Here is a 16,424-nt window from a genome sequence, read left to right as displayed (position 1 = left end):
TGGATGGGTGGGGTCGACGGGTGAGCGGGCGGTCGCTTACTCCTCGAGGAGTTCGACGCCGTTCTCGTAGGTGTACGTGAAGTCCTCGGGGAGCTGGTCGCCGCGGTAGTAGTCGGCGAGCCGGCGGATCTTCGATTCCGTGTTCTGGAGCGCCCGCTTGTTCTGGTGGTCCTGCGGGTTCTCCTCCATGTGTTCACGGAGCCCGATCGCGCGTTCGACGAGGTTCCGGAAGTCCTCGGGGACCGACGAGCCGGCGTCGTGCTCCTCGAGGATCTCGGTGACCTTCTTGCCGGTCGCCAGCTTGACGTCCGGGATCGGCGTGCCGGTCACGCCCTCGTCGCGCAGTTTCATTCCGATCTGGCTGGGGTCGTAGCCCTGTTCCGCCAGTTCGACGACGCGGGACTCGATGTCCTCGGCGTCGACGTCGCTCCACTCCGGCGAGTCGTCTGCCACGGGCTTGTCCGAACCGGACGAGCCACGGCGGCGTGTATGCATTCGTGCCATTGTCTGTCGTTGGAACGGCACAACCGCAAAAGCGTGACCGCGGGCCCCCCCATCGGGGACTCGCGGTGCACTGCCGCAATCCCGAGCCGTGGGCGAGCGCCCCGGCGAGTCAGACTTGCGGCTGTGCTGTTCCCACGAATGAGTTCCCGCCGAGCCTCTTAAGGGTGTTCTCTTCGGTGCAACGGGCGTCGACGATGACGCGGAGAAGCCCGATGCACGGTAACGATCGATGGGTGGTGACGCTCGGTGGGTGGTGACGCTCGGTGGGTGGTGACGCTCGGTGCGCGAAGACGGACCGTGTCGAGTTCCACGACCACGCTATCCGGGTTCGTCGCCGGAACGCCGGTGTGTGTACCTGACGGCCCGTCGAACCAGCGCGTCGTGCGGATCCACCTCAGGTCGGCGGTCGATGATCCGGTTGAAGGTTTCCTCGAGACCGATGCCCGTGAGCTGCGCCGCTGCCGCTGCGGCAACCGACGGGCTGCGGGAGGCCCCGGCCGAACAGTGGACCAGGACGCGGTCGCCGCTTTCACGCCGCGTGACCACCTCCGTCACGGCCTCGACGAACGCGTCGTACTCGTTCCGCGGCCCGTCAGCCATCGGAACGTCAATACGAGGAACCGTGCCGGTGCTCGGAGCGTGATGGGTCAGGGAGACGACTGCGTCGACCTCGTGGGCCCGGAGCGACGATCCATCGGCGGCGTCGGCTTCCGTCCCGACGAGGATGCCGTCCGCCACCTCGTCCATAACTGAGACGCGCGTGATGAAGTCACTTAATCGATGTCCCCATCGACCGTCCGTCCACGGTGGGTCGCGGACGGGAGGGCGTGGATATCGGTGGTGGTCGAAACGACGCCGCAGATCCCGTCCCGTGGTACCGCGTCTCGATACGGAGGACACAACCCATTTACCCTTCCTCCGAGAACGCCGGCGTATGAGACACGAGGAGGCCGCTCCGTGCACGTAGTCATCATCGGAGCGGGCCAGGTCGGCGAGAGCATCGCCGCCGACCTCCAGCACGACCACGACGTCGTGGTCGTCGAGAACCGCGCCGACCGGGCCGACGAGTTGACCTACGCGCTGGACGTCCTGACGATCACCGGCGACGGGACGGATCTGGACACGCTCGAGGAGGCCGACATCGGGGAGGCGGACATGGTGTTGGCCACCACCGACGACGACGAGACGAACATCGTCGCCTGCTCCACCGCGAAGGCGATCACTCCTTCGGCGTTCACCATCGCGCGCATCAAGAACACGAAATACCTCCGCACGTGGGAACACGACGAGGGCGCGTTCGGGATCGATCTGATGGTCTGCACAAACCTCCTCACCGCGGAGTCGATCGTGCGCGTGGTGGGGCTGCCGGCGGCCCGCGACGTCGACGTCTTCGCCGGCGGACGGGTTCAAATGGCGGAGTTCGAGATCGGCGACGGGTCGCCGATCGTGGACCAGACCGTCGAGGAGGCCGACCGGTTCGACTCGCTCACCTTCGCCGCGATCCTTCGGGACGGCGACGTCGAGGTGCCCCGCGGCGATTCCTGTCTGTTGGCGGGCGACCGCGTGGTCGTCATCGGCTCCCCCCACAGCGTCCAGACGTTCGCCCGAACGATCGCGCCCGAGGAGTCGCCGGACGAGTCGGCCGAGGTGGTCGTCATCGGCGGCTCCGAGATCGGCTATCACGTCTGCCGGCTGCTCGAGAAGCGCGGCCTCTCCCCGCGTCTCGTCGAGCAGGACCACGAGCGCGCGCGAACCCTCGCCGAGCAGCTGCCGGAGACCCTCGTGATGGAGTCGGACGCGACCGACATGGGCTTTCTCGAGCGGGAACACGTCGGCGACGCGGACATCCTCGTCTCGACGCTGGACTCCGACGAGAAGAACCTCCTCGAGTGTCTGCTCGCGCGGCGGCTCGGCGTCGAGCGGACGGTCGCGGTCATCGACCGGACCTCCTACGTCGACCTCTTCGAGACGGTCGGCGTCGACGTCGGCGTCTCCCCTCGGGAGGTCGTCGCGGAGGAGATCACGCGGTTCACCCAGTCCGGATCGGCGGAGAACGTCGCGTTCATCGAGTCCGACAGGGCGGAGGTGCTCGAGGTGGAGATCAGCGCCGACAGCGCGCTCGCCGGGAAAACGATCCGGGACGCGATGGCTGACCTCCCCGAGTGCGTCGTCATCGGCGCGATCACCCGCAACCGGGAGTTGATCGTCCCGCGCGGCGACACCGAGATCCGCGCCGGCGACCACGTCGTCGTCTTCGTCGAAACGCCCGTCGTCGACGAAGTAACCGCGCTCCTGTGACCGTCCGACCGTAACTTCCCCCAGAAATGCCCTCGCTCCCGGACCCCACGGGGATCGCCGACCGGATCGCCCGGTGGCGACGCCGTCCCGTTCGGGTGAACTGGCGGGCCAGCCTCGGGCTGGTCGGGAGCATCCTCGTCTGGATCGCGGTGCCGCTGTCGTTTCCGCTGATTCTGGCGGGCTACTACGACGAACCGCTGCTCCCGTTCCTCGTGACGATCGCCGTCACGCTGGGCGTCGGGCGGGGGCTCGAACGGCTCTCAGGGGACGCCGATCTGGGCGGCCGCGAGGCGTTCCTGATGGTGGCGCTCGCGTGGCTTGCCGTCGGGCTCATCGGCGCGATCCCCTTTCTCGTCGCCGGAAACGGCGTCATCGCACACCCTGTCGACGCGCTCTTCGAGTCGATGTCGGGGATCACCACCACCGGCGCGACCGTGCTCGTCGACTTCTCGGTACACGGGCGGTCGATCCTGATGTGGCGGCAGGTCATCCAGTGGCTCGGCGGGCTCGGCGTGCTCGTGTTGGCCATCTCGGTGCTCTCGCAGCTGTCGATCGGCGGGACCCAGCTGATGGAGACGGAGACGCAGACCCAGGACGTTCACAAGCTCTCCCCGCACATCGAGGAGACGGCGCGGATGCTGTGGTCGCTGTACTCGGGCATCACGCTGGCCTGTGCGGGCGCGCTGTACGTCCTGCATCTCGTCGGGATAGCGCCCGGAATGACGCCGTACAACGCGCTCGCACACGCGCTCACCGCGGTCGCGACGGCGGGATTCTCGCCGGCCCCCGGCAGCGTCGGGGCGTTCTCGCGGGCGGCCCAGTGGACGATCATCCCCTTCATGTTCATCGGGGCGACGAACTTCATCCTGATCTACCACTTCATCCGCGGCGACTGGCTGCGCCCGGTTCGCAACGAGGAGTTCCGCTACTACGTCGGCGTCGTGGTCGGAACGACGGTGCTGATGGCCCTGTTGCTCCTCACGGACCCGAGCGTGTCGTTCCCGCTCGAGGCGAAGCTGCGCCACGCCACCTTTCAGGTCGTCTCGATCCTCACCACGACCGGGTTCGCGACCGTCGACTTCAACGGCTGGTCGCCGGCCGCGAAACACGTGCTGTTCCTGCTGATGTTCCTCGGCGGGATGGCCGGCTCGACGACCTGTTCGATCAAGCTCCTGCGGTGGATCATCGTGATGAAGGGGTTCCGTCGGGACCTGTTCACCGCGGTTCACACCGACGCGGTCCGCCCGATCCGACTCTCCGGAACCGTCGTCGAGGAGGAGACGGTTCGGGACGTCTATGCGTACACGCTCCTCTCGGTCGTGATCTTCTTCGCGCTCACCGCGTTCGTCGCGGTCGACGGGGCGCGGGCCGGCCTCGAGATCTCGGAGTTCGAGGCGATGAGCGCGGCCGCGGCCACCTTCTTCAACATCGGTCCGGCCTTCGGCGTCGCCGGGCCGTTCGGGAGCTATCACCCGTTCTCGAACGCGACGAAGGCCGCGATGATCGTCCTGATGTGGGTCGGCCGGATCGAGATCATCCCCGTGTTCGTGCTGTTGACGCCCGCCTACTGGCGGTCGTGACGGCAACGGTCCGATCTCCTCGGTCGTCCCGAACTCGGTGGATCGGTCGTCCCGAACTCGGTGGATTCTTGCCGGGCCCCCGTCTCGGCAGGAATATGTCTCGAGTTCGGGTCGGCGCGGCCACGCACACGCGGACCGAGACGGGCACGCCAGTGTGGGCCGACGTGGCCGCGCCTCGTCCGGACGCGCGACCGGGAGGTGACGCCGCGTGTCCGGGTCGGTGAGGGTCGACTGGCGGACGAGCGTCGCCGTCACCGGCACGGTCGTCAAGTACACCGCCGTCGCGATGGCGATCCCGCTCGTCGTCGCGCTCGTGTACGGCGAGGACCTGCTGGTCTTCGGCGCGTCGATCTTCTGCGTGCTCGGGCTCGGCATCCTGCTCGAGCGGGCCGACCCCGAGCCCGACCTGGGTCCGCGGGAGGCACTCCTCCTCGTCGCGCTCGCGTGGCTGGCGGTCGGCGTCGTCGGCACGATCCCGTACTTGCTGGCGGGGTACGGCACGGCCTCGACGCTTGCACACCCGGTCAATGCGCTCTTCGAGTCGATGTCGGGGTTCACCACCACGGGGGCCACCGTGATGGGCGAGATCTCGACCGACCGACACTCCCACGCCCTGCTGCTGTGGCGACAGCTCACCCAGTGGCTCGGCGGGATGGGGATCATCGTCCTGATGGTCGCCATTCTCCCCGAGCTGGCGGTCAACGGCGCCGACCTCATCCAGGCCGAGGCGCCGGGGCCGCAGCTTCAGAAGCTCACGCCGCACATCCAGGAGACGGCCAGAGTCCTCTGGAAGGTCTACTTCGCATTCACCCTCCTGCTTGCGGTCGTCCTCTACGGGCTCCACCTGGCCGGGTTCGCGCCGCGGATGAACCTCTTCAACGCCGTCGCGCACGCCTTCTCCACGATGCCGACGGGCGGGTTCTCGCCGCAGTCGGACAGCATCGCGGCCTTCTCGGCCGCCGTTCAGTGGGCGATCATCCCGTTCATGGTCGTCGCCGGGGTCAACTTCGCGCTGTTCTGGCACGTCCTCGCGGGCGACACGCGCGAGTTCTTCCGGGACACCGAGCTGCGGACCTACGCGGGCGCGGTCGCGGCCTTCGTCGCGGTCGTCTTCGGCCTGCTGTACGCCGGCGTCGCGCCGCCGCTGGAGATCGGCGGGACGACCGAGGGGACCGTCGAGCCCGCCCTCCGGCACGCCGCCTTCCAGATCGGCTCGCTGCTGAACTCCACCGGGTTCGCCACGAGCGACTTCGCCCAGTGGGGCACCTACGGCCAGCTCACGCTGCTGTTCGCGATGTTCGTCGGCGGGTCGGCCGGGTCGACCGGTGGCGGGATCAAGGTTATCCGTTGGCTGATCATCGTGAAAGTCCTCCGCCGCGAGCTGTTCCGGACCGCCCATCCCGACGCGGTTCAGCCGATCCGGCTCGCCGGGACCGTCGTCGACGAGGGGGCCATTCGCGGCGTCGTCGTCTTCTCGCTGCTGTACCTCGGACTGTTCGGTGCGGGCGTGCTCGTGATCGCGCTCGACGCGGCCCGCATCGGACTCGAGCTGACGGCCCTGGAGGCGATCGGCGCCAGCCTCGCCGCGATCGGCAACATCGGGCCCGCGTTCGGCCGGCTCGGTCCGTTCGGGTCGTACCTCGCCCTGCCGGCCACCTCGAAGCTCTGGATGGTCTTCCTGATGTGGATCGGCCGCCTCGAGATCCTGCCCGTGCTCGTCGTGTTCACGGGGAGCTTCTGGCGGCGGTGAATCGGACGGGACGGAAGTCGGACGGGACGGAAGTCGGAAGGGACGGAAGTCGGAAGAGGCGGACCGGGAGAACGTGGAAGTCGTGGGTCCCTCAGCGTCCCTCCGTTTCGGCCTCGACCCGACCGTAGAACCGCGTCTCGGGGAACAGCGACCTGACGTCGGGATCGTCGTCGAGAAGGAGGTACTCGGTCCCCTCGCGCTCGACGACGCCGGCGTCCGCGAGGTGCTCGAGGTGGGCGTACGCCTCGCCGGGGCCGTGGAGGATGTGGACCTCCGAGAGGTCGCCGAAGAGGTGCGCGGAGACGCTCCAGGCGTCGAGCGGGCCGTGCTCGCGGAGGACGTCGATGACGCGCTCGGTGCGCTCGCGGTGGTGTTCGAGGATCACCGCGGCCCGCCGGCTCGGGTCCGCGATCGTGTCCCGATGGCCGGGGTAGGCGACCGACCACTCCCGGTCGATGATGCGCACGAGGCTGTTCACGTACTGGTCGAGGGCGTTCGTCATCCGGAGGTCCGCGCCGCCCACGTTCGGCGTGTACCGCGGAAGGATCGCGTCGCCGACGAAGGCGACCTCGTCCCCGGACCCGTCACGGGTCGGCTCCGGTCCCGTCCCCGTCTCCGCCTCGTGATCATCGAGCCCGGAGTCGTCGAGCCCGGCGTCGTCGAGCGCGGACGTGTCGACGCCGGTTCGGTCGAACGCGAACGCGGCGAGCCCGGCGGCGTGGCCGGGCAGGTGCATCGCCTCCAGCTCGATCCCGTTGATCGTGAACCGGTCGCCGTCGGCAAACGGCGTCACGTCGGCGTCCACCTCGCGGAACGATTCGTTGACGTCGAGCACCTCCGCGAGCTCCTCGCGGGCCGCGTCGGGCATCCCCCACCGGTCGAAGACCTCCCGTCGCAGCTCCGGGTCGCTCGACGGGGGCAACTCGGCGCCCGAGACGAGCGGGGCGTCGGCCTCGTGGACGCGGACGACGCAGCCGCTTTCGCGCTGTATCGCGCCGGCGAGGCCGGCGTGGTCCTGGTGCCAATGGGTGAGCAGGACCTCGTCGACGTCGGCGAACTCGAGCCCGAACTCGGCGAGTCCGTCCGCCAGTTCCGATTCGACCGCCGGCGTGGATATCCCCGTGTCCACGAGGGCCGTCGTCTCCCCGTCGAGGACGTAGACGTCGTTGAGTCCCTCGAAGACGGCGTTCCCGAGCCTGATTCGCTTCACGTTGCTACCTGTGGCGTGGTCGGATTTTAACGTTCCTCCTGCGGCCGGGGCTGCCGGCTCGTGTGTCCTCGCGTTCGCCACCACCGAGAGCGTAGGCCAGCCCCACGTCGAGGCCGTAGTCAGCCCCACGTCGAGGCCGTAGCCAGCCCCACGTCGAGGTCGCGTCCGATCGTCGACATCGTCACCCTCAAGCGACGCCCCGCCCGACCGTGACGGTATATGCATTACCACGAGGCGGCGAACTTCCTGTTCGGCCTCCGCCGCTTCTCGGTTCGTCCCGGGACCGACTCCATCGAGGCGCTGCTCGACCACCTCGAAAACCCGGAGGAGGAACTGGAGTTCGTGCAGATCGCCGGATCGAACGGGAAGGGAAGCACCGCCCGGATCGCCGAATCGATCCTGCGGCAGGGCGACCGGACGGTCGGCCTGTACACCTCCCCGCACCTCGAGGACCTCTCGGAGCGCGTCCGCGTCGACGGCCGCCCGATGAGCGACGACGCGATCGCCGCGTTCGTCGAGCGGACGCGCCCGTGGCTCGTCGACCGGGCCGCCTCCGGCGACCCGCTCACCTTCTTCGAGGTCGTCACCGCGATGGCGATCCGGGAGTTCGCCCGTCGGGACGTCGACGTCGCGGTCCTCGAGGTCGGCCTCGGCGGCGAGTACGACGCCACGAGCGCGGTCGATCCGGTCGCCGCCGCCATCACGAACGTGTCGCTCGAACACACGGCGATCCTCGGCGACTCGATCGAGGAGATCGCTCGAACCAAGGCCCGGATCGCGGGCGCGGGAACCCCGGTCGTCACGGCCTGCGGCGGGACCGCGCTGTCGGTCGTCAGGGAGGTCATCGCCGACGTCGGCGGCGAGATCCGGACGGTCGACGGACCGACCGTCTCGGATCCCGACCCGGATCCGGACGTGACCGCCGCCTACCACGGACGCATCGAGACGCGGTCGGGGCGGCGGAGCCCGACCGATTCCCGGATCGAGGTCGTCGGTCCCGGCTGGGAGTACGACGCACGTCTCCCGCTCGTCGGCGAGTACCAGGCGACGAACGCCGCGATCGCGGTCGCGCTCGCCCACGCGACGGTCGCCCGACTCGAGGGCGGCGGGGACGACGGGGACCCCGACGACGACGGGGAGACCGGGGGCGACTCCACGCCGACGGCGACCGCTCCGATCCCGGACGCGGCGGTGACCGACGGGCTCGCCACGGCGACCTGGCCGGGGCGGTTCGAGGTTCTCGGGACCGATCCCCTCGTCATCCTCGACGGCGCCCACAATCCCGCCGCCTGCCGGACGCTCTCGGGAACGTTGGCGGAGTACGACTACGACGAGCTCCACCTCGCGTTCGGGGCGATGCACGACAAGGACCACGCGGGAACGATCGCGGCCCTGCCGACGCCGGCGTCCGTCCATACCTGCGAGCCCGACCACCCACGTGCGGAGGATCCCGACGTGCTGGCGGCGGCGTTCGACGACGTCGGGATCGGGGACGTGACGGTCGAGCCCGCGGTGGCGGACGCCCTCGAGGCCGCGGTCGAACGCGCCGATCCCGACGACTGCGTTCTCCTCGCCGGGTCGTTGTTCGCGGTGGCGGAGGGTCGCGCACGCTACACGCGCCGGGTCGTTCCGAAGCGGACGGACAGCCTCGCCGACGCCGAGACGCTGCTCGCGGACGCTGACGTGGCCGACGCGGACCGCGACCGCGTTCGTGACGGGCTGGTATACCGCGTCCTCCGGACGCGTCTCGACCCGACGCGGGCGGAAACGGTCCGTCGGGCTGCGCTCGGCGCCGACGTCGAGTGTGCGGTCTCGGGCGTCGGCCCCGGCGGGGAATCGATAGAGGTCGTGCTCGGCGGGACCGTCGACCGGCTCCGTGATCTGGCCGACGCGATCGACGGTTCGGACCACAACGGCGGCCACGAGGGGCTCCCCGGGCTGGCCGAAACCATCCGCGAACGAGCGGGAATTCCGGAGTTCGAGGCGGCCGACGCGGCTGATGCCGATCGAACCGACGACGCAGCCGGTGCCGGTCAAGCGGTCGACGCGACCGATGCCGACTGGCCCTGGGAGGAGGGACCGACGGTGATGGGGATCCTCAACGTCACGCCCGACTCCTTCCACGACGGCGGGCGACACGGGACGCTCGAGGACGCCGTCGACGGTGCACGCCGAATGATCGACGCCGGCGTGGGGATCATCGACGTCGGCGGCGAGTCGACCCGCCCGGGCGCCGACCCGGTTCCGGTCGACGACGAGATCGACCGCGTGGTCCCCGCCGTGGAGGCGCTCCGGGAGCTGCCGGCCGTCGCCCGCGGGGACGTCGCGATCTCGGTCGACACGCGTAAGCCGGCCGTCGCGGAGGCGGCGCTCGCGGCCGGCGCGGACGTCATCAACGACGTGACCGGGCTCGAGGACCCGCGGATGCGGGAGGTCGTCGCCGAGGCCGGCTGCCCGGTCGTCGTGATGCACAGCCTCGATGCTCCCGTCGACCCCGAAACCGTGGTCGAGTACGAGGACGTCGTCGACGACGTGATCGCCGCCCTCCGCGAGCGGATCCTCCGCGCCGAGGCCGCCGGGATCGACCGGGAGAACGTGATCGTCGATCCGGGACTCGGGTTCGCCAAGTCCCCCACGGAGGAGTTCGAGATCCTCTCCCGGGTCGAGGAGTTCGCGGCGCTCGAGTGCCCGGTCCTGATCGGCCACTCCCACAAATCGATGTTCGGATCGCTCGGCTACGACGACGACGACCGCGGGGCCGCGACTGTCGCCGGGACGGCGGTCGCGGTCGAGCGCGGTGCCGACATCGTCCGCGTCCACGACGTCGCACAGAACCGGGCCGCGGTCGACGTCGTCACCGCGGTTCACGACCCCGACGGCGTCGGCGGGGACGAGTGACGCGATCGGATCCCGACGATACCGACGTCGGAGACGGCGTCGCTTCGGCAAGCGCAACCCCCAAATCCCCGGCCGGCGAACGCCGGCGTATGTACGAGGCGGTCCACGCGCATCCGGCGGGCGAGAGCACCGTCGCCCGGCTCGCCGCCACGGCAGCTCGACTCGGCTATTCCGGGCTGGTGATCCGGACGCGGTCCGCCTCGAACGGGACGGACCTGGCGGCGGTCGGCGACGAATACGGGATCGACGTCGTCGCCGGCGCCGAGATCGACGCGGCCGATCCCTCCGCCGCAAGCGGGTCGGTCGGAAACTTTCGGCCCGACTTCACGGTGCTGTCGGTCCGGGGCGGGTCGAACGCGCTCAATCGCTTCGCGGTCGAGTCCGACCGCGTCGACGTGCTCTCGGCGCCGATGGCCGACCGCGGGGACGTGAACCACGTGCTCGTGAAGGCCGCCGTCGACCACGGCGTGGCCATCGAGTTCGACCTCGGGCCGGTCCTCCGGTCGACCGGCGGACGCCGCGTGCAGGCCCTCTCGGACCTCCGGAAGCTGCGGGAGATCGTCGACCACTACGACGCGCCCTACGTCGTGAGCGCGACGGCGGCGTCGCACCTCGAGCTCCGCGCGCCCCGCGAGCTGCGGGCGGTCGGCGAAGTCATCGGATTCGACGCTGACGCGATCGACGAAGGTCTCCACGCGTGGAAGCGGATCGCCGACCGGAACCGCCATCGTCTCTCGGAATCGTTCGTCGAGCCCGGCGTCAGACGCGGTCGGTACGCCGACGTCGAATGCAGCGATGGCGACGCCGGAATCGAAGACGACGACGCCGAAATCAGAGATGACGACGGAATCGGGGACGACGACGGAATCGGGGACGACGACGGAACCGCCGACCTCGGGCCGGAGGTGGGGGAGTGAAACACCTCCCGAAACACCTCCGGCCGCGGTGGCGGTACCTCGGCGTCGGGATCGAGACGTGGCCCGGCGCGTCGATCGGCCGGCGCGACTTCCAGCGGGCGATCTGGTACGCGGCGGGGAACCTCCTGGGGGACCCGGGAAGCGCGGACGCGGACCTGTCCGTGCTGTCGTTCACGCACGACGAGGCGGCCGGCGAGGGCGAGGCGGTCGTTCGGGTTCGGCGCGGACACGTGTCGCCGGCGCGGGCCGCGATCGCCTGCATTGCGACGATCGAGGACGAGCAGGTCGGGGTGTCCGTTCGCGGGGTTTCGGGGACGGTTCGGGCCTGTGAAGAAAGATATATGGGTCGGGCGGGCCGACCTGCCGAACAGAGACACGTCGCGTTCGAGGGCGCCGACCGCCCGGCCGTCGTCCGCGGTGACGCGGTCGACGTGTCGGCGGAGTCGGGCCACGTCGGCGCGACGCGACTCGATCTCGAGTGATACCATATGCAGGGACAAGCCCAACAGCAGGCGTACGACCGCGGCATCACGATCTTCTCGCCCGACGGTCGGCTCTACCAGGTCGAATACGCCCGCGAGGCCGTCAAGCGCGGCACCGCGAGCATCGGCGTTCGCGCCGCGGACGGCGTCGTCCTCGTCGCCGACAAGCGCGCGCGGTCGTCGTTGATGGAGCCGGCGAGCGTCGAGAAGATCCACAAGGCCGACGACCACGTCGGCGTCGCCTCGGCCGGCCACGTCGCCGACGCGCGCAAGCTCATCGACTTCGCCCGCCGCCAGGCCCAGGTGAACCGCCTGCGGTACGGCGAGGCGATCGGCATCGAGACGCTGACCAAGGACATCACCGACCACATCCAGCAGTACACCCAGGTCGGCGGCGCGCGCCCGTTCGGCGTCGCGCTGGTCGTCGGCGGGATCGAGAACGGCGAGCCGCGCCTGTTCGAGACGGACCCGTCCGGCACTCCCTACGAGTGGAAGGCGCTCTCGGTCGGCTCGAACCGGTCGGACATCCGCGAGTACCTCGAGGAGCACTACAGCGAGGACCTCTCGACCGACGAGGCGGTCGCGCTCGCGCTCGAGGCGCTCGCCGAGGTCAACGACGAGGGGCTACGCCCCGAGGGCGTCGGCGTCGGGACCGTGACGGTCGACGACGAGACGTTCCACGAGCGCTCGACCGCGGAGAAGGAGGCGATCCTCGAGGAGCACGGGCTGCTCGCCGAGGACGAGGAGTCGGACGATGACGACGCAACGGCGGACGACGAGTCCGAAACCGACGCCGGGTCGGACGCCGACGGCGACGAGGAGTAACGCGACCGCCACCGCGGCTCGATTCCAGATTTTATATATTCCCGCCACGCCGAGCGGCGCGTATGCCCGAGTCGAACCCCTACGAGGTGCTGATCGTCGGCGGCGGGATGGCGGGACTGTCCGCCGCCACGTTCACCGCGCGCGCCGGCCTGGACACCGTCGTCGTCGCCGCCGGCGAGTCGATCCTGAAGCGCAACGCACACGTCGAGAACTACCTCGGCTTCCCCGCCGGGATCAACCCGCGACTGCTCCTCGAGATGGGACGGTCGCAGGCGACCCGCAACGGCGCCGACCTGCGTCGGGGACGCGTGACGCGGCTCGAGGACGTTTCGGACCTCGATCCGATCGACGGGACTGACGGGGGCGACCGGGCCGGCCGGACCGACCGCGATGAAACCGATCGGGAGCCACGGTTTCGCGCGGTGCTGGAGCGGGAGGAAACGACCGAAGACGACGACGGCGATGGGAGGGCCCCCGAGACGATCCTCGCCGAGCGCGTGATCGCGACCTCCTGGTCGGACGCTTCCTACCTGGACCCGGTCGGTGCGGATCTGCGCGCGGCGGGGTCGAAGACGTACGTCGAGGACGACGGGCACGGCCGGACCTCGGTCGAGGGGCTCTACGTGGCCGGGCGGCTGGCGGAGCGGTACCATCAGGCGATCGTCGCGGCCGGCGACGGGGCCGAGACGGCGATCACGCTGATCCACGACGCGGAGGTTCCCTTTTACCACGACTGGATCGCCCCGGAGGGCTACTTCACCGACCGCGGCCGGGAGGTCCCGCCGGGGTGTGAGGAGATCGCGGAGACGGAGCGCCGCGCCCGCGAGCGGGAGTCGCTCGCCGCGATGCGGGAGTACCTCGCCGAGCCACACGGGGAGCGACAGCGGACGCACCCGAGCCTGGTCGACGACGATCGCGGACGGATCCCGGAGGAGTGAGGCGGGGGGGTCCGGAGCCGCGACGACACGCCGTGCCGCGACTACACCCGGTCGCGGCCGAGCAGGAGGTACAACACGATCCCCAAAAGGGGCGCGAAGAAGATCACGATCGCCCACAGAAACGCGGGGTGACTGCTGTTCCGTTGCGCGTCCGAATACGTCCAGACGATGAGCGCGAGCTGGACGGCCAACAGCAGCAGGCCGAACAGAAACACGAACGCCATCGCTCCTTCCTGGAGGAGGATGCTGGAGGGCATACGCCTGCGATGCGTCGCTGGACGGTCAAGTGTGTTTCGGCCGGCCGCCGTTTCGGAGGTTCGGGGAGGCGTGGCACCGGGGAGGCGTGAGGTATGGCGGGTCCCGATGGGCCCCGGGGCGTTTCGGGGGAGTATTTAACCGCCACGCCCGAACGGCCGGCTAATGCTCTCGGGGGTCAACGTCGCGCTGGGCGTGACGGGCAGCATCGCGGCCGTGAAGACCGTCGAACTCGCCCACGAGCTCCGCCGCCGGGGCGCGTCCGTGCGCGCGGTGATGACGGGGGCCGCCTCGAACATCGTCCACCCGTGGGCGCTCGGGTTCGCGACCGAGGCCGACGTGGTCACGGAGATCACCGGCGACGTCGAGCACGTGGCGCTCTGTGGCGTCGACGGCTGGGCGGACGTGCTGCTGATCGCGCCGGGGACGGCCAACACCGCCGGAAAGATGGCGGCGGCGATCGACGACACGCCGGTCACGACGTGCGCGACGACCGCGCTCGGCGCCGACGTCCCGGTCGTGTTCGCGCCCGCGATGCACGAGCCGATGTACGACCACCCGGGCGTGCTCGAGGCGCTCGACACGTTGGAGTCGTGGGGCGTGAGCTTCGCCGAGCCCCGGATCGAGGAGGGGAAGGCGAAGATCGCCGACGAGGAAACGATCCTCACCGAGGTCGCCCGCGCCACGACGCCCGACTCGTTGGCCGGCGCGCACGTGGTCGTCACCGCGGGCGCGACCAAGGAGTACATCGACCCCATCCGGATCCTGACCAATCGGTCCTCGGGCAAGACAGGGCGCGCGGTCGCACGCGCCTGCTACATCAGGGGCGCGGACGTCACGCTCGTGCAGGACGGTCCCGCAGTGGGATACGCGGACGTGGTCCCCGTCGAGACGGCCGACGAGATGCTGGCGGCGGTCACGGACGCCTGCGCGACCGCGGACGCGCTGGTGTCGGCCGCGGCGATCTCCGATTTCACCGCGGACGCGGTCGACGAGAAGATCCGGTCCGGATCGCCGCTCTCGGTCGATCTGGAGCCGACCCCGAAGCTGATCGACGCCGTCCGGAGCGCGCATCCGGACCTGCCGATCGTCGGATTCAAGGCCGAGACGTCGGGGGACGACGCGGCGATGGTGCGGGAGGCGAACCGGATCTACGACCGCGTCGGGCTCTCGTTCGTCGTCGCCAACGACGCGAGCGTGATGGGCGCCGACGAGACGCGCGTGCTGCTCGTCGCTGGAGAGTCCGACCCGGACGACGTCGAGGAGGTCCAGGGGAGCAAGGACGTCGTCGCGGGCCGCGTCGCCGAGCGGTTGGCGGACGTGCTCGGGGCGTGAACCATCGTCGGGCGCGGCGGCCTCGATCGATCGAACGTCCGTGGAGACGTCAGCGACCGAGCGGGCGGTGGTCCGACCGTTCCGGTCGTTCGTCGCAGATTTCCCAGTCTCCGTATACCGTATTCTCCGTGGATATATTTGGGTAATATCCAATATCGAACCACGAACGAGCGGTTCTTGAACGAATCGGGGTGAAGTTATATAATTCTACGGAGCGACGAAACTCAACAAATACGTGGGGTATAGTAAATTTATTAACAGTATATACCATCGGTATAAACCAGGTGTGGGAGAAATGTGTTATCCATCCAAGCCGCCCGAAGTCCGTCCGCGACCGCCAGTCGGCGGATCGGATCGTGGCGACCCGTGTCGCCACGATCGAATCGCCCGTCCCCCGCCGAACGTTCAACTAGGATGCCGGGACGAGAACCGCGTGATGTTCGAACGACGCGACAGTTCCACTGCCGCAAGCCGATTCTCGACCACGGGGGCCAGGTGATGAGCCCGCCCCATCCCTCGGAGATCGACTGGACCGTGGTGAAAGCCATCATCGACGCACAGTCGCACACGAACACGAGCCTGGAGCGGTACCTCCTCGCCGCCACGCACGACGAGTTCGAGCTGAGCGAGGCGGAGATCGAGACCAGCCTCGAGGACGCGATCGACGGCCACGCGCAGGCGATCGACGACCTCCGGACCGCCAAGGAGTTCCTCGACTGCGAGGGCGACGGCGATCGATGAGCGCCGATCCCGACGGGACGAACGCCGCGGATCCAGCCACGGCGATCGATCCGGGAAGCGCCGTCCTCGTCCTCGACGGAACCACGGACGCTGCCGCCGCGCCCCCGTTTCCGGATCGGCCGGTCGTGGACCCCGCCGACGCCGGCGTACTGCTGGTCTCGCTGGCGGGAGCGCCGCGTCGGTGTCTCGGCGCGTGGGACCGACGCGTCGGCACGGATCCGGCCGACGGAGCGATCCTCTGTACCGGACCGACCGCGACCGCGGTCGACGGCACCGAGTCGGCGTTCTCGGTCCTCGCCGTGAGCTCGCCGGGCGCGCTGACGCCGCTCGGGATCCGGATCACCGAACGGATCGACGCCTGGACCGATCGCGGGTATCGGGTCGACCTCCAGTTCGACTCGATCACGACGCTGCTGCAGTACGTCGACGTCCAGCGTGGCTATCGGTTCGTCAACCGGATCACCGGCCACTGCGCGGCCGTGAATGCGACCGCGCGGTTCCACCTGGATCCCGATGCTCACGACGAGCGGACCGTAAGCACGTTCCGCGGGCTGTTCGACGCCGTGGTCGAGCACCGCGACGACGGCGTTCGGGTTCGGTCGCGATAGCTCGGCCGGAACCCGTCAGACCAAAAACTAAAAATGATTATAGAAATGATAGTCTGGATGCGCCGGATCGGATCGACCATCCA

Annotated in this window: 14 protein-coding genes and 1 pseudogene; 11 read left to right on the top strand and 4 right to left on the bottom strand. The window is 69.4% G+C overall.

Annotation, left to right across the window (positions count from 1 at the left end):
• Window positions 1-36: 36 nt before the first annotated feature.
• Both BLV25_RS06560 and BLV25_RS06555 read right to left on the bottom strand, forming a co-directional pair.
• Entirely contained in the window at window positions 37-504 is a 468-nt protein-coding gene (locus BLV25_RS06560) for a 30S ribosomal protein S15 (protein ID WP_039401702.1), read from the bottom strand.
• A gap of 318 nt (window positions 505-822) precedes the next feature.
• Window positions 823-1,251 carry a protein-tyrosine phosphatase family protein gene (locus BLV25_RS06555; RefSeq protein WP_021073879.1) on the bottom strand — a complete coding sequence of 143 codons (429 nt, stop codon included), beginning with the start codon at window positions 1,249-1,251 and terminating at the stop codon, window positions 823-825.
• A gap of 210 nt (window positions 1,252-1,461) precedes the next feature.
• Between BLV25_RS06555 and trkA the strand changes: the two genes are divergently transcribed.
• From trkA to BLV25_RS06540, 3 genes are all read left to right on the top strand, one after another.
• On the top strand, window positions 1,462-2,802 hold the full coding sequence (gene trkA, locus BLV25_RS06550) for a Trk system potassium transporter TrkA (protein WP_021073878.1): 1,341 nt from the start codon (window positions 1,462-1,464) through the stop codon (window positions 2,800-2,802).
• A 26-nt stretch (window positions 2,803-2,828) separates the two neighbouring features.
• Window positions 2,829-4,382 (top strand): TrkH family potassium uptake protein, encoded by a 1,554-nt coding sequence (locus tag BLV25_RS06545; protein ID WP_092731590.1) that lies wholly within the window; start codon window positions 2,829-2,831, stop codon window positions 4,380-4,382.
• A gap of 208 nt (window positions 4,383-4,590) precedes the next feature.
• Window positions 4,591-6,132 carry a TrkH family potassium uptake protein gene (locus tag BLV25_RS06540; RefSeq protein WP_021073876.1) on the top strand — a complete coding sequence of 514 codons (1,542 nt, stop codon included), beginning with the start codon at window positions 4,591-4,593 and terminating at the stop codon, window positions 6,130-6,132.
• Window positions 6,133-6,223: 91 nt separating this feature from the next.
• Here BLV25_RS06540 and BLV25_RS06535 read toward each other — a convergent pair whose 3' ends face one another.
• Complete coding sequence (locus BLV25_RS06535; RefSeq protein ID WP_092731587.1) at window positions 6,224-7,342, bottom strand: MBL fold metallo-hydrolase; 1,119 nt, start codon at window positions 7,340-7,342, stop codon at window positions 6,224-6,226.
• Between the two features lie 219 nt (window positions 7,343-7,561).
• Between BLV25_RS06535 and folP the strand changes: the two genes are divergently transcribed.
• The 5 genes and pseudogenes from folP to BLV25_RS06510 all read left to right on the top strand — a co-directional run bounded on the left by folP (window position 7,562) and on the right by BLV25_RS06510 (window position 13,402).
• Window positions 7,562-10,240 carry a dihydropteroate synthase gene (gene folP / locus BLV25_RS06530; protein ID WP_092731584.1) on the top strand — a complete coding sequence of 893 codons (2,679 nt, stop codon included), beginning with the start codon at window positions 7,562-7,564 and terminating at the stop codon, window positions 10,238-10,240.
• An 89-nt stretch (window positions 10,241-10,329) separates the two neighbouring features.
• A pseudogene (locus tag BLV25_RS06525) lies at window positions 10,330-11,022 on the top strand (RNase P subunit p30 family protein); the annotation flags it as partial.
• 131 nt (window positions 11,023-11,153) lie between these two features.
• Entirely contained in the window at window positions 11,154-11,639 is a 486-nt protein-coding gene (locus BLV25_RS06520) for an Rpp14/Pop5 family protein (protein WP_021073872.1), read from the top strand.
• Between the two features lie 6 nt (window positions 11,640-11,645).
• A complete protein-coding gene (gene psmA / locus BLV25_RS06515) occupies window positions 11,646-12,464 on the top strand; it encodes an archaeal proteasome endopeptidase complex subunit alpha (RefSeq protein WP_021073871.1) in 819 nt (272 codons plus the stop codon).
• Between the two features lie 62 nt (window positions 12,465-12,526).
• Window positions 12,527-13,402, top strand: a complete 876-nt coding sequence (locus tag BLV25_RS06510) for an FAD-binding protein (RefSeq protein WP_092731581.1) — start codon at window positions 12,527-12,529, stop codon at window positions 13,400-13,402.
• 41 nt (window positions 13,403-13,443) lie between these two features.
• On the opposite strand, the gene BLV25_RS06505 is transcribed toward BLV25_RS06510, so the two are convergent.
• Complete coding sequence (locus tag BLV25_RS06505; protein ID WP_021073869.1) at window positions 13,444-13,659, bottom strand: PLDc N-terminal domain-containing protein; 216 nt, start codon at window positions 13,657-13,659, stop codon at window positions 13,444-13,446.
• A gap of 163 nt (window positions 13,660-13,822) precedes the next feature.
• Here BLV25_RS06505 and coaBC point away from each other — a divergent pair, with 163 nt between their 5' ends.
• From coaBC to BLV25_RS06490, 3 genes are all read left to right on the top strand, one after another.
• Complete coding sequence (coaBC, locus tag BLV25_RS06500; RefSeq protein ID WP_092731578.1) at window positions 13,823-14,992, top strand: bifunctional phosphopantothenoylcysteine decarboxylase/phosphopantothenate--cysteine ligase CoaBC; 1,170 nt, start codon at window positions 13,823-13,825, stop codon at window positions 14,990-14,992.
• A gap of 414 nt (window positions 14,993-15,406) precedes the next feature.
• Entirely contained in the window at window positions 15,407-15,733 is a 327-nt protein-coding gene (locus tag BLV25_RS06495) for a hypothetical protein (RefSeq protein WP_176819444.1), read from the top strand.
• Window positions 15,730-16,341, top strand: coding sequence for a DUF7504 family protein (locus tag BLV25_RS06490; RefSeq protein WP_092731572.1), 612 nt, complete (start codon window positions 15,730-15,732; stop codon window positions 16,339-16,341). The genes BLV25_RS06495 and BLV25_RS06490 overlap by 4 nt, the downstream gene beginning before the upstream one ends.
• Window positions 16,342-16,424 lie beyond the last annotated feature (83 nt).

It is taken from the genome of Halopenitus persicus, from assembly GCF_900107205.1.
Classification (GTDB): Archaea; Halobacteriota; Halobacteria; order Halobacteriales; family Haloferacaceae; genus Halopenitus; species Halopenitus persicus.
The sequence above is the reverse complement of the archived record's forward strand: the minus strand, read 5'-3'. Positions and strand labels throughout refer to the sequence as shown.

Bases quoted from the DNA above. Each gene is read 5' to 3' on its own strand.
- BLV25_RS06510 (WP_092731581.1), top strand. From the start codon at position 12,527: ATGCCCGAGTCGAACCCCTACGAGGTGCTGATCGTCGGCGGCGGGATG.
- BLV25_RS06555 (WP_021073879.1), bottom strand. From the start codon at position 1,251: ATGGACGAGGTGGCGGACGGCATCCTCGTCGGGACGGAAGCCGACGCC.
- BLV25_RS06560 (WP_039401702.1), bottom strand. From the start codon at position 504: ATGGCACGAATGCATACACGCCGCCGTGGCTCGTCCGGTTCGGACAAG.
- BLV25_RS06545 (WP_092731590.1), top strand. From the start codon at position 2,829: ATGCCCTCGCTCCCGGACCCCACGGGGATCGCCGACCGGATCGCCCGG.
- BLV25_RS06490 (WP_092731572.1), top strand. From the start codon at position 15,730: ATGAGCGCCGATCCCGACGGGACGAACGCCGCGGATCCAGCCACGGCG.
- BLV25_RS06495 (WP_176819444.1), top strand. From the start codon at position 15,407: ATGCCGGGACGAGAACCGCGTGATGTTCGAACGACGCGACAGTTCCAC.
- BLV25_RS06505 (WP_021073869.1), bottom strand. From the start codon at position 13,659: ATGCCCTCCAGCATCCTCCTCCAGGAAGGAGCGATGGCGTTCGTGTTT.
- folP (WP_092731584.1), top strand. From the start codon at position 7,562: ATGCATTACCACGAGGCGGCGAACTTCCTGTTCGGCCTCCGCCGCTTC.
- coaBC (WP_092731578.1), top strand. From the start codon at position 13,823: ATGCTCTCGGGGGTCAACGTCGCGCTGGGCGTGACGGGCAGCATCGCG.
- psmA (WP_021073871.1), top strand. From the start codon at position 11,646: ATGCAGGGACAAGCCCAACAGCAGGCGTACGACCGCGGCATCACGATC.